We start from the raw sequence: 15175 nt of genomic DNA on the forward strand, positions 1-15175 counted from the left end.
CGCATGAAGACCGTTACTCGCCCGCAGCCGGGTTTCACGCTGATCGAACTCATGATCGTCGTGGCCATCATCGGCATCCTCGCCTCCATCGCCTTGCCGTCGTACCAGGCCTACATCCTGCGCGCGCAGGTCACCGAGGCCATAACCCTGACCTCGGAGCTGAAAGCGCGCATCCTCGAACACTACCGGGATCGCGGCCGCTTTCCGGCCAGCAATGCGGAAGGCGGCATGCCCAGGCCCGAACAGCTGCTCGGCAATTATGTGGACCGCATCGAGGTGGAAGGCGGTGCCCTGCATGCGCGCCTGGGTAACCGCATCAACAGCCGCTTCGTCGGCAAGGTCGTGACTTTGCGGCCCATCGTCGTGACGGGCAGCCCGTTGAGTCCGGTCTCGTGGATTTGCGGCCATGCGCCGGTGCCCAAAGGCATGGAAGCCGTAGGCGAGGACAAGACCACCGTGGACGAAAGCCTCTTGCCGTCGGTCTGCCGCCAATGAAACGCCAGGCGCCGGATGCCCTGGGCAGCAAACGGGCGCGCTGATTCCACAGCCGTCCATCGGCAGCACCGGGATTGGACGGCTGTCGGCTTGCCGGATCCGCGAGTCTTGCCCCCGGTTGCCGGAAAAGCACAGCGGGTCTGCACGCAGCGCCGGCGGCGGAAATGTTGCCCCATTCTGGTGCTTTCGAGCGTAAATTTGCTCGATCATGGGGCAATTTGATGCGCTCAAAATGAATCGAATATTCGCAAGATATTGAAATCGAATGATTTGCTGCAGTGGCACAACCCTTGCCATGCATTCCGTGTACTCCACCCCACAGAGGCTCTACCCGCAATGTCCGCCGACAAGGTTCTCCAGCTCATCAAGGACGAAGGCATCGAATTCGTCGATCTGCGTTTTGCCGACATGCGCGGCACCCAGCATCACGTCACCTTCCCGGCCCATGCGATCGACGCAGGCACGTTCGAAGACGGCAAGATGTTCGACGGTTCCTCGATCGCCGGCTGGAAAGGCATCAACGAGTCCGACATGGTGCTGCTGCCGGACGCCGATTCGGCCGTGGTCGATCCGTTCTTCGCCCACAAGACCCTGGCTATCAACTGCGACGTGCTGGAACCGAGCACCATGCAGGCCTATTCGCGCTGCCCGCGCTCCATCGCCAAGCGCGGCGAAGCCTTCCTCAAGTCCACCGGCCTGGCCGACACGGCCTTCTTCGGCCCCGAGCCCGAGTTCTTCATCTTCGACTCGGTGCGCTGGCAGAACGACATGGGCAAGGTTTTCTACGAGATCGAATCGCAGGAAGCCGCCTGGAGTTCCAAGTACCGCTACGAAGAAGGCAACTCGGGCCTGCGCCCCGGCGTGAAGGGCGGCTATTTCCCGCTGCCGCCGGTGGATTCGTTCCAGGATCTGCGTGGCGAGATGTGCCTCGCGCTGGAAGCCCTCGGCCAGGTGGTCGAAGTGCATCACCATGAAGTGGCGAATGCCGGCCAGTGCGAAATCGGCACGCGCTTCAACACCCTGGTGAAGAAGGCCGACGAGCTGGCCCTGCTCAAGTACGTGATCCGCAATGTCGCGCACAAGAACGGCAAGACCGTCACCTTCATGCCCAAGCCCATCGTCGGCGACAACGGCTCGGGCATGCACGTGCACCAGTCGCTGGCCAAAGGCGGCCAGAACCTGTTCTCGGGCGATCTGTACGGCGGCCTGTCGCAGACGGCGCTGTACTACATCGGCGGCATCTTCAAGCATGCCCGCGCGATCAATGCCTTCACCAACTCCACCACCAACAGCTACAAGCGCCTGGTGCCGGGTTTCGAGGCACCGGTGATGCTGGCCTATTCGGCCCGCAACCGCTCGGCCAGCTGCCGCATCCCGTTCGTCACCAATCCCAAGGGCCGCCGCATCGAGATCCGTTTCCCCGATCCGATGAACTCCGGTTACCTGGCTTTCACCGCGCTGATGATGGCTGGCCTCGACGGCATCCTGAACAAGATCGACCCGGGCGCACCGATGGACAAGGATCTGTACGACCTGCCGCCGGAAGAAGAGAAGAACATCCCCACCGTCTGCCACAGCCTGGACCAGGCACTGGAAGCGCTGGACAAGGACCGCGACTTCCTCAAGGCCGGCGGCGTGTTCTCCGACGACTTCATCGATGCCTACATCGAGCTGAAGATGCAGGAAGTGACCAAGTTCCGTGCATCGACGCATCCGCTGGAATACCAGATGTATTACGCGATCTGACGTAGTGCTTTAAGCCCTTTCCTGCCTGCCGGCAGGAAAGGGCGCAGAGGCTTGAAGCCCTCCCCCAGGCTCGCTTGGGGGAGAAAGTACAGCCGCTTCGGGCTCTATTGCCGGACCAGATCGGCGAACAAGCCGGTCGAAACTGAAAAATCGATAATCGAAAAGGCAGGGCCGCGGGAGTCGCGCCTGCAGCAAAGGAAACAACGATAGAAAACCACAACTAGAAACATGAAGGCCGCGTTCGCAACGCGGCCGTTCGGGAAGGGCGGTGCAGCGGCTACGCGAAGCCGGAGTGCCGGCCGCAGGATGCGGCGATCGAGGTCTGTCCACGCCAGCAGCAGCGGGGACGGAACCAAGGGGCGGTAACAGCTCCGTGACACCCGGAGTGGACCGGCAGGGACTGCCACCGCAGCGTGCCCATGGCGCGGGCGGCTACCCAACTCATCGAACGGGATCACCTTCATGCCTCGCCTACCAGCCACGTTCAGCGTGGGCGCTATTCTTGCGTCCGCAGCACTTGCCGCCGGCAATGTCCAGGCAGCGACCAGCGGCACGCTGGCCCTGACCAGCGACTATCTGTTCCGCGGCCTGTCCCAGACCAACCAGAAACCCGCCCTGCAAGGCGGCGTCGAATACGCCCACGACAGCGGCTTCTATGCCGGCGTCTGGGGCAGCAACATCAGCTGGCTGTCGGATCTTTCCAGCGCGTCCACGCCGGTTTCCAGCAGCGTGGAACTCGACGGCTATGCCGGCTGGCGCGGTGCCGCCGGCGACACGGTCAAGCTCGACGCCGGTGTCTATACCTACTACTACCCCGGCGACTATCCGCAGGGTTTCGTGCGGCCGTATACGACGGAAGTGTATTTCGGCATCAGCGCCGGACCGGCTTCGCTGAAGTACTACCACGCCGTCAGCAACCTGTTCGGCTTCGCCGAGTCGGACGGCTCGGGCTATCTCGATCTCAGCGTCAACTACGAATTCAGCCCGGGCTGGGTGTTCAACGGACACGCCGGCCGGCAGCGCGTGAAAGGCACTTCCATCGCCTCGTATACCGACTGGAAATTGGGACTTACGCGCAATTTCGACGGCGGCTGGTCGCTCGCTGCGGCCTATCTGGATACGAATGCCGAACGCGCCGCCTATACCAATGCCTTCGGCAATTTCCTCGGCCGGTCCACCGGCACCCTGACCCTCACCAAAGCCTTCTAGGCGAAGGAGCCGCGCATGAAACTCATCATCGCCATCATCCGGCCGTTCAAGCTCGACGATGTGCGCGAAGCCCTGTCCGAAGCCGGGGTCAGCGGCATCACCGTGACCGAAGTCAAAGGCTACGGCCGGCAGAAAGGCCATACCGAACTCTATCGCGGCGCCGAATACGTGGTCGATTTCGTGCCCAAGATCCGCATCGAGGCGGCCGTGCCCGACAGCCTGGAAGACATCGCGATCGAAGCCATCGTGCAAGCCGCGCGTACCGACAAGATCGGCGACGGCAAGATCTTCGTACTCGAACTGCAGCACGCCGTGCGCATCCGCACCGGCGAATCCGACGACGACGCGTTGTGAGGGGGAACCATGACTGCTACGAATGAACTGCATCTGCGCCTAGGGCTGTGCTCTGCGGCGGCCCTGCTCTGCGGCCTGTTTGCGCCGGAACTGCTGGCCCAGGCCGCGCCCGTGCCGAACAAGGGCGATACGGCGTGGCTGCTGGTCTGCGCCGCCATCGTCATCTTCATGACCCTGCCCGGACTGGGCTTGTTCTACGGTGGCCTGGTGCGCTCCAAGAACATGCTGTCGGTGCTGATGCAATGCGTGCTGGTATTTGCGCTGGTTGCCATATTGTGGACGTTGTACGGCTACAGCCTGGCCTTCACGCCGGGCAATGCGTTCTTCGGCGGCTGGGACCGGCTGCTGATGAAAGGGCTGACGGCCGAGGCGAATGCGGCGACGTTTTCCAAGGGCGTGGTAGTGCCGGAACTGGGCTATTTCGCGTTCCAGTGCGCGTTTGCCTGCATTACCTGCGCACTGATCGTCGGCGCGTTCGCCGAACGCATGCGCTTCTCCGCGGTGCTGCTGTTCACCACGATCTGGTTCACCTTCAGCTATGTGCCTATGGCGCACATGGTCTGGTTCTGGCCCGGCCCGGATGCGTTCACCGACCAGGCCGCAGCGGATGCGGCGACGGCCGCTTCGGGCTTCCTGTTCAAGCGTGGCGCACTGGATTTCGCCGGCGGCACGGTGGTGCATATCAATGCCGCCGTGGCCGGCCTGGTTGGTGCCTGGATGGTGGGCAAGCGCCTGGGCCACGGCCACGAGGCGATGCGGCCGCACAATCTGCCGCTGACCATGACCGGCGCGTCCATTCTCTGGGTGGGCTGGTTCGGCTTCAACGCGGGCTCGGCGCTGGAGGCCAACGGCACGGCGGCGCTGGCCTTTGCCAACACGCTGATCGCGCCCTGCGCGGCGATCCTGGCCTGGACCCTGGGCGAATGGATCGGCAAGGGCAAGCCGTCGATGCTGGGTGCAGCATCGGGTGCCGTCGCCGGCCTGGTCGGCATTACGCCGGCGGCAGGCTTCGTCGGCCTGGGCGGGGCGATTGCGATCGGCTTTATTGCCGGCCTGGCCTGCCTGTGGGGCGTGACCGGTCTCAAGCGCCTGCTCAAGGCCGACGATGCGCTGGACGTATTCGGCGTGCACGGCGTCGGCGGCATCGTCGGCGCCCTGCTCACCGGGGTGTTCGCCGCGCCGTCGCTGGGCGGCAGCGGCATCTACGACTATGTGGCGAACAAGGTCGCCGACGGCTATTCCATCGGCGGCCAGCTGCTGGTGCAGGGCACCAGCGTGCTGGTGACGCTGGTCTGGTCGGGCGTGGTCGCGTTCATTGCCTTCAAGCTGGCCGACCTCGCCCTGGGCCTGCGCGTGCCGGCGGACGAAGAGCGCGAAGGCCTGGACATCACCTCGCACGACGAGTCGGCTTACGACCGCTGATTCGGCGCAACTCGCGTTGCTCATCGCGCCCTACGAAGGCTTCCCGTAGGGTGCGATGAGCGCAGCGAATTGCACCGCTGGCGACGGCAGCATCGTTTTGGTGAAGACAAGCCTATCGCCTCAATCCAGCGGAATGCGCCGCAGCATGATCGGCGCGGCACGCTGGCCCTCGCGCAGGCGCAGCTTGGTTTCGTCCCATTTCCAGATCTGGCTGTTGGCAATGTAGACAAAGCCGTTCGGCGTCAGCGCGCCGGTGGTCGGTTCGTTCAGATCGACGATGGCCGATTCCAGCGTCTCCACGCGGCTGATGCTGCGGCCGTCGCCGCTCAGGTGGGCTCGCAACACGCGGCCGGCGCCGAAGCCGTTCTGCACGCCGACGAGGTCGTTGCCCTGCAGGTAGAGCCCGTCGATGCCGCCGATCGCGGCGCTGCGCGGCGCGTCCAGCAGGCCGGCCTGGCCGCTGGCCGCATCGACGCGGCTGATGCCGTTGTAGACCGCGACATAGACCGTATTGCGCTCGCTGTCGCAGGCCACGCCGTTGGCGGCGATGACGTGGCCGGGTTCGTCCCACAGGCTCAGCGCGGTGGCGCCGGGCTTGGCATACAGCAGCCGGCTTTCCTGGCTGTCGCTGGCGACGAGGCGGCCGTCGCCAAGCAGGCACAGGTCGTTGAGATAGCCTGCATCCGGTGCCGGCAGGCGCGCCTGTTCGCGCCCGTCGGCCAGGTTGAGCTTGAGCACGAAGGACTTGTCGCCGGCGTCGCGCCGGTTGGCGGTCGGGTTGACCGCGGCGTACAGCGTTTCGCCGTCGGCCGCGACGGTCAGGCCCAGCACGATCAGCGGCTCGTCGCTGGACCACAGCCGGGTCATCTTGCCGCGCGGGTCGACGGTATGGATCTGTGCGGCGTTGTAGCTGCCGATCACGTAGCGCTGGCGCATGCCGTCGTAGGCCAGTCCTTCGGGAATCTGCCCGTCGATATTGACCAGCACCTCGCGCTGGCCGCGTTCGCGCCGCTGCTGCTGGCGCTGCAGCCTGAGCTTGATGTTGCGGAATTCCTCGCTGGCCTGCAGGCCAGCGAAATCGCGCGGATTGATGCCCAGTTCCCAGCCGCGCCGGGCCAGCTTGTCCAGCCATTCCAGCGCGACATCGTCGCGGCCTGCATCGGCATTGAAGCGCGCCAGCATATAGGCGAGGTAATGCGCATGCGGCTGGTCTTCGTAACGCTTGCCCAGCGCCGTGATGGCGCCGCCATGTTCGGCCGGCTGGGCCTGGGCCATCGCGGCGGCCAGCAGGGCCAGAATCAGACAGGTTCGCCGTATCACGCCTTGCTCCCAGGTTGCCGGCGGCATGCCGCCGTGCGTTGCGGCGCGCACCGGCGTCATGACCGCAGGCCCGCGTCGCATGCTACCGCGGCGAGTGTCGCGCGCCGGCCGTTGCCGTAGCGAACGCCTGCCGCGGCAGCGCCGCTACAGCCACCCATGTTGCCAGCATTGCGCCTCGCTGTGCGCCGCCACGCCCGTTCGAAACCGCGGACAAGGATCAGGCCGCTGTGGACGCGCAGGTCGATGCCGCTGGCGGTCTGGCCTGCGGATGCGGCGTTCGAGGCAGAAGCCGATGGTCGAGGCAGTGGCTGTGGGCAGGCTGAGAGGGCGTTGTGCTATCCGGCGGATAGCCGGGCGTTGAAGAAACCCCGGTGCCTTCGGCCGCGAGACCCGGCGCAGCAGCATTACGGCGACGAATCGCACCAACGGGTCGCGGCGAAAGACACCGGAATTATTCGACGGAATTTGCGAGCCAGGACACCTGCGGCCTGCCGCCCACAATGGCCGAGCGGCTGCGCGCGTTTCAGCGCGCAGTCGACAGCACGAAATTGTCGAACGTGGCGCTGGTGCCGGCCAGTTTCTGGCCGGCCACGACCAGGCCGCTACGGCCGCTGGCGAACTCGGTATCGCGCGCCTGGATGCTGGCTCCGCCCCTGGCCGACAGGCTCAGGCTGTCGCCGCGGCACTGTACCGTGAGCCGGGTATCGACACTGCCTGCCATGATGCTGCTGATCTTGCCCTGGGCAAGCAGGCTGGTCTGGCCGTTCTTCACCTTCACGATCGCGAGTACCGCATCGCCGCGCGCCACGAAGGCATAGAAATTCTGGTGATCCTGAAAGCGGCAGGCCAGGCCGCCGGAACCGGCGCCGATGCCGGCATAGACGAACAGGTCGGCCTCGATGCGCACATCGCCGTCCCCGGCCTGGCGCGGTGCCGGCACAAAGCCCAGCGTGTTGTCGCTGACCGGCGTCATCTGGTATTTCCCGCTATCCGTATAGACGGCGAAACCCAGGTCGCTGGAGCGCGTGGCGGCCTTGTTCATCCAGCCGCTGGCGCGGCTGGAGAAATCGTCGCGCAGGATCTCGGCGGCGAAGGCGGGCAGGGCGGCCGTGGCCAGGCTGAGGGCGAGGGCAAGTGTGCGGATATGCATGGGAACCTCCGGTGACGGCACCATGCCGTCCTGCTGCGCAGTACGCGGAAAGCCGGCGATTTCTCCGCGCGGGCCGTGGCGGAGAATCCGGCGCGGTTTTGCGTATCGCCGGGTATCCCTGTGCGCTCTGTCGAGTTCCCTGCCATGCACGCCGAAATCCGCCGCATCGCCGTCCGGCTTCGCCACCACGCCGGCACACCGCACGACCCGGCACCGCGCCCGCGCCCCTGTCTGCGGGTACGCCAGCCCGCTGCCGGCTTATGCTTGGCCCCTATGGACGAACGCGCAGACATCACCGGCTGGATAAGGCATTGGCAGGAAGGCGACGCGCAGGCGCGCGATCGCGTATTTGCCCAGTTGTACGGCGAGCTCAGACGTCTGGCGGCCGTCGTGCTGCGCAGCGAGTCCGGCCACGACACCTTGCAGCCCACCGCCCTGCTCAACGATGCGTTGATCAAGCTGATCGAGGCGCGCAAGGCGCCGGCGGCGGAAGATCGCAGCCACTTCGTGCGCATCGTCGCCCGCGCCATGCGCCAGATCCTGGTCGACCGCGCACGGCGCAAGCTCGCCGACAAGCGCGGCGCCGGCGTAGTGCCGGAATCGCTGGATGCGGGCCTGGAGATTCCGCTCATGGCCAATCCGGCCGAGCTGGTCGCCCTGGACGACGCCCTGGCCACGCTGGCCGAGCTTGATCCGCGCGCCGCTGCCGTGGTCGAGCTGCGCGTATTCGCCGGCCTGACCATCGACGAGGCGGCGCAGGCGCTGGACATCAGTCCTTCTTCGGTCAACCGCGAATGGGCACATGCCTGCGCCTGGCTCAAGAGCGACGTGTTCGCGCCGGACTGAGCCGCCCCCATGGACGCTGCCGAATACCTGCGCCGCAAGCAGCATTTCATCGAACTGCTGGAACTCGATCCGGCCGCGCGCGAACGCGCGCTGGACGCGCTGGGCGCCGATGATCCCGTCCTGGCCGCGGTGCTGCGGCGCCAGCTCGCCGCCGGCGAGGTCAGCGTTCCGCTGCTCGACAGCACGCCGCAAAGCCTGGCTACGCCGCCGCAGCTGGCCCACTACCGCCTGCTGCGCGAACTCGGCCGCGGCGGCATGGGCCAGGTCTGGCTGGCCGAGCGCCGCCTGGGCGAGGCGGCGCAGCGGGTGGCGCTCAAGCAGATCCTGCACGGCCATTGGACGGAGGAAGACCGGCGCCGCTTCGAGCGCGAAATGCGCATCCTTGCCGCGCTGGACCATCCGCACATAGCACCGCTGGTCGACGCCGGCAGCGACGAACGCGGCGCGCCGTTCCTGGCCACGGCCTACGTCGAGGGTGAACGCCTGGACCGGCACTGCGAGCTGCACGGCCTCAATCTGGTCGCGCGCGTGCAGCTGGCCTGCCAGCTTGCTGATGCGGTGGCGTATGCGCACAGGCAGTGGGTAGTGCATCGCGACATCAAGCCGTCGAACATTCTGGTCAGCAGCGACGGCAACGTGCGGCTGCTCGATTTCGGCATTGCCCGGCTGCTGGGCGAAGACGCCATCACCGCCAGCGGCTGCAGCCAGCTGACCTTGCGCTACGCCGCGCCGGAACAGCTGCAGGGACGTAGCGACGCCGGTGTCGGCAGTGACATCTATTCGCTCGGCGCGGTGCTGTATGAGCTGCTGACCGGGCGCTCGCCCTATGGCGAGTTGACCGACGGCAAGGCGCTGGTGGCGGCCATCCTGAGCCACAGCCCGCTGCCGCCCTCGCGCGTAGGCACGCTGCGCGGCCTCAATCGCGACCTCGACGCGATCTGCCTCAAGGCGCTGCGCAAGGAGCCGCAGCAGCGTTACCTCAGTGCCGAGGCCCTGCTCGGCGACCTGCAGCGCTGGCTGCGCGGCGAAGCGGTGGAGGCGCGCCGCGGCGAGCGCGGCTACCGCCTGCGCAGCACCCTGCGCCAATACTGGCCCTGGCTGACGGCGATGGCGGCGGCGGCGGCGTTTCTTGTTTTCCACCTGTACCGCGTCGAGCAGCAGCTGCAGCAGACCCAGCGCGAGCGCGACAAGGCGAAGGCGGCGGCGGCTTATCTCGGGCAGCTGTTCGACGCTGCCAGTCCGTCTGAAACCAAGGCCGGCACGCTGAGCGCGCAGGAGCTGCTGCGGCGCAGCAGCAAGCGCCTGCTGGAGCAGGGCGACACGATCCACGGCATGGGCGACGCCGCCCGCGGCCACATGCTCAATGCCGCCGCGCGCGTGATGAGCAAACAGGGCCTGGTGGACGAGGCCGAACCGCTGTACCGCCGCGCGTTGGCACTGTGGCTGAAGAATCCAGCCCCACCCGAGGACGACATTTCCGACGGGCTGCACGAACTGGGCGCAATCCAGTACGGTCGCGGTGACTATGCCGGCGCGCTGGTACTGGAACAGCAGGCGATCGCGCGGCGCGAGGCCATGGGCGATGCGGACAGCTACGTGCTCGGTGTGCTGCTGAGCAATGCGGCCGTCTACCGATTGATGTTGGGCGACCGCAAGGGCTCGCGCGCCGACCTGCGACGCGCCGCGGCCGTGCTCAAGGCCAACCTGCCCGGTTCGCGCGCCAACTACTCCGTCACGCTGAGCAGCCTGGGCATGACCGAGCTGTACCTGGGCAATGCCGAACAGGGCCGCATTCACCTGCTGGAGGCGCGCGCGCAGGACGCCGAGCTGGTGCCGAAGCGGTTGCCGGGGCGGCTGCAGATCGACCGCGGCATCGCCGCCGGCCTGCGCGAACTGCGCCGCGACGCCGAGGCCGAGGCGGCCTATGCGCAGGTGCTGGCCGATGCGCGCGCGTTCTACGGCGATACGCACGTGGAAGTCGCGCGCATCCAGCATTCGCAATTGCAGCTGCACCTGTTGCGCCAGGACTGGCCGCGGGCGCTGGCGCTGATCGACGAAATCCGGGCGCTGGAGACGCGCCTGCTCGCGCAGAACAATCCGCGCCTGCTGTCACTGCAGGCCGACCGCGCGCGCATCCATCTGGCGCACGAGCAATGGGCTGAAGCCGAAGCCCTGCTGGCGGCTGTCGTTGCCGCGCGCGGCAATGCGTTCGCGGTGGAGCATTCCAGCGTCGATGCGGAACGCACCGCCCTGGCCTATGCGCGCTGCCGGCTGCAGCCGGCAGCAGCGGCGCAGGACGTGCTGGCTCAGGCCGTCGTTGCACTGCGCGAACGGCCGCCGCTGCCGCACGCCTGGCTGGCCCTGGCCGAGGGCTGGCTTGGTGACTGCAGCCTGCGCGTGGCGTCCGAGCGCTAGCCGAGCCGAGGCCGCGCGGCGCGATCAGGGCAGGCACGCGGGTGCGAAAGCGCCGCCGCGCGGAGGAAACGCCGCGCGAACGCGTACTGCGGGGAGCGCACTCCTGCGCGCCGCGTGCCGCCGCCATGTCCAGACTGCACTACACCCCACGGCCTTGGCGCCGCTGTTGCCGCGCGCCGCACCCGGCCGATACCTGCGTGCCCGCCCCGGCTTCGGCGGCGGCCTGCATCGCTGCCGCGCCTGCGCGTAGCGCCGCAGCCGGGGCGGTCGGTCACCCGAAGCGGCCACATTCACGACAATCTGTAATAAGTTAATAAATGGTAAATGTGCGAAATGGCCTGCACGCCACCGCCGCGAAGAAAACGCCGCTGCAGCGCGTACTGCGAACTGCGCGCCACCGCGCCCTCGCTAACTTCCACTATGAATAGGCCCACCATGCACAAGATCGGATTGCCCCTGGCGCTAACCCTGGTATCGCTGTTCGGCACCGCCTCCGCCCACGTAGGTCCGGTCGATCCGTCCTTCGGCGATGCGGGCATGCGCAACTACGGCTTCCAGCCGGTCAACAGCAGCACGCAGCAAGACTACGCCTCGGTGGGCTGCGCGGCCGCAGACGGTACGTTCACCGCCACCGGCATCGCCTCGGGCCAGAACCGCATCGTCACCCTGCGGCTGCTGCCCAACGGCGAATACGACAAGAGCTTCGGCTTCGAAGGTCGCGTCAGCGTGTCGTTGTCAGGCAGCTACAACGATTTCGTGCCCGGCCTGTGCCAGCCCGACGGACACATGGTCATGGCGCGCGCCACCACCGGCAACGGCGGCGAGCAGGATCTGCAGATCCTGCGCGTGCTCAAGCACACGGGTCAGCTCGACGTGGCCGGTTTTGGCAACAGCGGTCTGGTCCACATCGACCTCGACACCTACTTCCCCGGCCAGCTTGGCTCCCAGGAAATGCCGCTGGGCGTCAATGCGCTGTCCAATGGCGATATCGCCGTGACGGGCCAGACCCGGCTCACCGACGGCAGTCGCCGCGGTTTCGTCGTCCTGCTCGCATCCACTGGCGCTGTCCGCGGTGTGCGCGTGTTGGAGTCGGGCGCGTTTGAAAGTGCGAATACCGCCGTCGACGCGCCCGCCGACGGCTCGCCCAACGGGAAAATCTGGGTATTTGGCAAGGAGTTCGACTACGCCGGCGCCTACCGCGTCACGCTCGACCGGCAGACCCTGCAACCTGTCGGCCCGGTTGCCAAGGCCACCTACAATCCCAGCAGCGTGGTGGCACTGGGCAGCGGCCGCGCGGTCGACGCCGAGACGGTGGTGATGCCTGCGGCGGTGCAAAGCCCCGTCCCTGGCGTGCGGCCGAGTGCGCTGCTGTTCGTGTTCCACCGCGATCAGGGTACGTTCGTGGCACTCCCGTCGGCCACGATGGCGGGCGACATCCTGGAGCTGGCGCTAACGCCGGGACACCAGACTGTGACCGTGCTGCCGGGACGGCGCGTGCTGGTGGCGGCCTCGGCGAAATCCCCCGGTGCGAGGGTGGATGACGGCATCTACCTGGGCATGGCTCGCATCGGCAGGACGACCGGCGGCAACCGGGTCGAACCTGGCTTCGTCGGCGCCGCCGCGTTGCCCGCTGCGTTCGAGGCGCCATCGCCGTCCTGCTTCGGCTCCGGCGTTGCCCACAAGGTCTCGCGCCTGACCCTGTGGCTGGGCATGCCGGTGCTGGTCGGCAGCGTCAACCAGACGTGCGCTACCGCCGGCGACGATTACCTGGTCGCCCGCATCCGCCCGGATTACCTGTTTGCCGACGGCCTGGACTGAGCCGGTCTACACCGCCTGTCCAAACGCGCGCAGCAGGAAGTCGATGAACACGCGCAGGCGCAGCGGCATGTGGCGCGCGCCGGCGTACAGCAGCGAGAACGGGCGCGAGCGGCCGCCGTAGTCCTGCAGCACTTCGTGCAGGCTGCCGCGGGCCAGGTCGTCCTCGACGATGAAGCGGTAGGTCTGCAGCAGCCCGGCGCCGTGGCGCACCAGCGTGACGGCGCTGAGCAGCTGTTCGCGTGTATGGATTTGTCCCGAAGTTTCTACTTCCACATCGACGCCGTCGCGGCGGAACAGCCAGGGTACCGGCTGGCCGCTGCGCGGCAGCAGGAACTGCAGGCAGTCGTGGCCGGCCAGCGCGTCCGGCGATAGCGGCGTGCCGGCGCGGGCGAAGTAGCCGGGCGTGGCCACGACCACCAGTTCCGCGTCGATCAACTTGCGCGCCACCAGGCTGGAGTCGGGCTGGGCGCGGCCGCGCACGGCCAGGTCGTAGCCTTCGGCCAGCAGATCCACGTTGCGGTCGCTGAGCTGCAGATCCAGCTGCACCTCCGGATGCTGGGCGCGGAACTGCGGCAGCAGCGGCAGGATGCGGTAGTGGCCCAGCGGCGTGGGCAGGCTGATGCGCAAGGTGCCGGACGCCTTTTGCTGCTGGCCGCTGAGTTCGCGCTCGGCCTCGGCCAGCTGGTTGAGCGCCTGGCGGCACTGCAGGAAATAGGCCCGGCCGTCGTCGGTCAGGCGCACCTGGCGCGTGGTGCGGGAAAACAGGCGCACACCCAGGCGCTGTTCCAGCCGGCTGATGGCGCGGCTGACCGCCGCTGGCGTGAGGCCCGCCCTGGCTGCGGCGGCGGTAAAGCTGGATTGCTCAGCAGTCAGGCAGAACAGCTCGATGCTGCCGAGCATGAGATCGTCGAATTGCCGGCTCATTGCTTACATCAGGTAATGAATGAATTGAATGATGCGGGATTACTTCGCCGGGCGCATGCAATTACTGTCGTGTACGCACTCGGCAGCGGCAGCTAGCCTTGTGCACCGCCTGCAGCGATGCAGCACGGGTCGTGCGGCAGGCCAGCGATTGCCACCGCCGGCGTGCTGTCGGGCGTGGGATTGTTTGGCGGTCCAGGTGGGTTTTCCGAATCTGTCCTAGCAGGAGCAAGCCCATGAACATGTGGAAACGTAGCGAACTGATGCGTCGGCTGGATCTGTCCCTGCCGCTGGTCCAGGGGCCGTTCGGCGGCGGGCTGTCGTCGGTGGATCTGGCCGTGGCGGTCAGCGAGGCGGGTGGCCTGGGCTCCTTCGGCGTGCATCATCTGGAAGCCGCGGCGATCACTGCGGTAGCCGCCGATATCCGCGCCCGCAGCGCGCGGCCGTTTGCCCTGAATCTGTGGATTCCCCACGACGGCAGCGACGAGGCTCACGCCGATGCGGCGCAATTTGCCGCCTACCTCGCGCCGCTGGCGCCGTATTTCGCCGAACTGGGCCTGCCCCTGCCCACGCCGCCGGCGCGCTATGCGCCGCCCTATGCGCAGCAGATCGACGCGGTGCTGGCGGCGCGGCCGGCGGTTTTCAGTTTCGTCTACGGCATACCGGCCGCCGATGTGCTGGCGCGCTGCCGCGAGCTGGACATTTTCACGCTGGGTGCGGCGACGACACCGGCCGAGGCGCTGGCCCTGGTCCAGGCCGGTGTCGACGGCGTCGTCGCCACGGGCTTCGAGGCCGGCGGCCACCGCGTGTCGTTCCTGCGTCCGGCCGAGGATTGCCTGACCGGCACCCTGGCCCTGCTGCCCCAGGTCGCCGACGCAGTGGCCGCGCCGGTCGTGGCCGCCGGCGGCATTGCCGACGGCCGCGGTATCGCTGCCGCGCTGGCACTGGGCGCGCAGGCAGTGCAGATCGGCACGGGCTTCCTGGCTTGCCGCGAGTCGGGCACGCATGATCTGCACAGGCGCCGCCTGCTCGGCGAAGACGCTGGCGATACCGCGCTCACCCGCGCCTTCAGCGGCCGGCTTGCGCGTGGCCTGCGCAATCGCTTCATGCACGAGATCGGCGCAGCGGCGACTGCGCCCTATCCAATCCAGGGCTGGCTCAGCGGCCGCCTGCGCGCCGCCGCCATCGCCCAGGGCCGCGGTGACCTGATGTCGCTGTGGAGCGGACAGTCCGCACCCCTGCTCAGCCGCGGCGAACCCCTGGCGGCGGCGGACTACATCGCGCGGCTGATGAGCCAGGCGCAACAGGCGATAGCCCGCCTGGGAAGCCTGGCCGGCCGGCAGGAGCAAGAGTGAGAAAGTAGCAAAAGTCCCAAACGCCACGCCCAGCGCCGCGGCGTTCTTCACGCCCGCCTAACGCGGCTGCGGCCGCCGGCGAATTCGCGCCGCAACAGCGCACTTGCCGTTGCGCGGCGATTGC

12 protein-coding genes are annotated in these 15175 nt (G+C 67.3%); 9 read left to right on the top strand and 3 right to left on the bottom strand.

Annotation, left to right across the window (positions count from 1 at the left end; translation table 11 throughout):
* Positions 1-3: 3 nt before the first annotated feature.
* The 5 genes from DFR29_RS04455 (at position 4) to amt (ending at position 5226) form a co-directional block, all read left to right on the top strand.
* Entirely contained in the window at positions 4-495 is a 492-nt protein-coding gene (locus tag DFR29_RS04455; RefSeq protein WP_133817360.1) for a pilin, read from the top strand.
* 336 nt (positions 496-831) lie between these two features.
* Positions 832-2241, top strand: coding sequence for a type I glutamate--ammonia ligase (glnA, locus tag DFR29_RS04460; RefSeq protein WP_133817361.1), 1410 nt, complete (start codon positions 832-834; stop codon positions 2239-2241).
* 462 nt (positions 2242-2703) lie between these two features.
* A complete protein-coding gene (locus DFR29_RS04465) occupies positions 2704-3450 on the top strand; it encodes a TorF family putative porin (protein ID WP_133817362.1) in 747 nt (248 codons plus the stop codon).
* Between the two features lie 15 nt (positions 3451-3465).
* Positions 3466-3804, top strand: coding sequence for a P-II family nitrogen regulator (locus DFR29_RS04470; RefSeq protein WP_133817363.1), 339 nt, complete (start codon positions 3466-3468; stop codon positions 3802-3804).
* 9 nt (positions 3805-3813) lie between these two features.
* Positions 3814-5226, top strand: coding sequence for an ammonium transporter (gene amt / locus DFR29_RS04475; protein WP_133817364.1), 1413 nt, complete (start codon positions 3814-3816; stop codon positions 5224-5226).
* 120 nt (positions 5227-5346) lie between these two features.
* Here the strand turns inward: amt and DFR29_RS04480 are convergent, their stop codons facing one another.
* Entirely contained in the window at positions 5347-6627 is a 1281-nt protein-coding gene (locus tag DFR29_RS04480; protein WP_133817365.1) for an SMP-30/gluconolactonase/LRE family protein, read from the bottom strand.
* 442 nt (positions 6628-7069) lie between these two features.
* A complete protein-coding gene (locus DFR29_RS04485; protein WP_133817366.1) occupies positions 7070-7696 on the bottom strand; it encodes a hypothetical protein in 627 nt (208 codons plus the stop codon).
* A gap of 273 nt (positions 7697-7969) precedes the next feature.
* Here DFR29_RS04485 and DFR29_RS04490 point away from each other — a divergent pair, with 273 nt between their 5' ends.
* From DFR29_RS04490 to DFR29_RS04500, 3 genes are all read left to right on the top strand, one after another.
* Positions 7970-8542 carry an ECF-type sigma factor gene (locus DFR29_RS04490; RefSeq protein ID WP_166653869.1) on the top strand — a complete coding sequence of 191 codons (573 nt, stop codon included), beginning with the start codon at positions 7970-7972 and terminating at the stop codon, positions 8540-8542.
* 9 nt (positions 8543-8551) lie between these two features.
* Positions 8552-10957: a serine/threonine-protein kinase gene (locus DFR29_RS04495; RefSeq protein ID WP_133817368.1), complete on the top strand. Its 2406-nt coding sequence runs from the start codon at positions 8552-8554 to the stop codon at positions 10955-10957.
* 435 nt (positions 10958-11392) lie between these two features.
* The gene (locus tag DFR29_RS04500; RefSeq protein ID WP_133817369.1) at positions 11393-12775 is read left to right on the top strand and encodes a hypothetical protein; all 1383 of its coding nucleotides are present in this window, start codon (positions 11393-11395) and stop codon (positions 12773-12775) included.
* A 6-nt stretch (positions 12776-12781) separates the two neighbouring features.
* Here DFR29_RS04500 and DFR29_RS04505 read toward each other — a convergent pair whose 3' ends face one another.
* On the bottom strand, positions 12782-13699 hold the full coding sequence (locus tag DFR29_RS04505; protein ID WP_133817370.1) for a LysR family transcriptional regulator: 918 nt from the start codon (positions 13697-13699) through the stop codon (positions 12782-12784).
* Between the two features lie 233 nt (positions 13700-13932).
* Here DFR29_RS04505 and DFR29_RS04510 point away from each other — a divergent pair, with 233 nt between their 5' ends.
* Positions 13933-15051 carry an NAD(P)H-dependent flavin oxidoreductase gene (locus tag DFR29_RS04510; protein ID WP_133817371.1) on the top strand — a complete coding sequence of 373 codons (1119 nt, stop codon included), beginning with the start codon at positions 13933-13935 and terminating at the stop codon, positions 15049-15051.
* Positions 15052-15175: the final 124 nt, after the last annotated feature.

Source organism: Tahibacter aquaticus (assembly GCF_004363655.1).
GTDB classification, from domain to species: Bacteria; Pseudomonadota; Gammaproteobacteria; order Xanthomonadales; family Rhodanobacteraceae; genus Tahibacter; species Tahibacter aquaticus.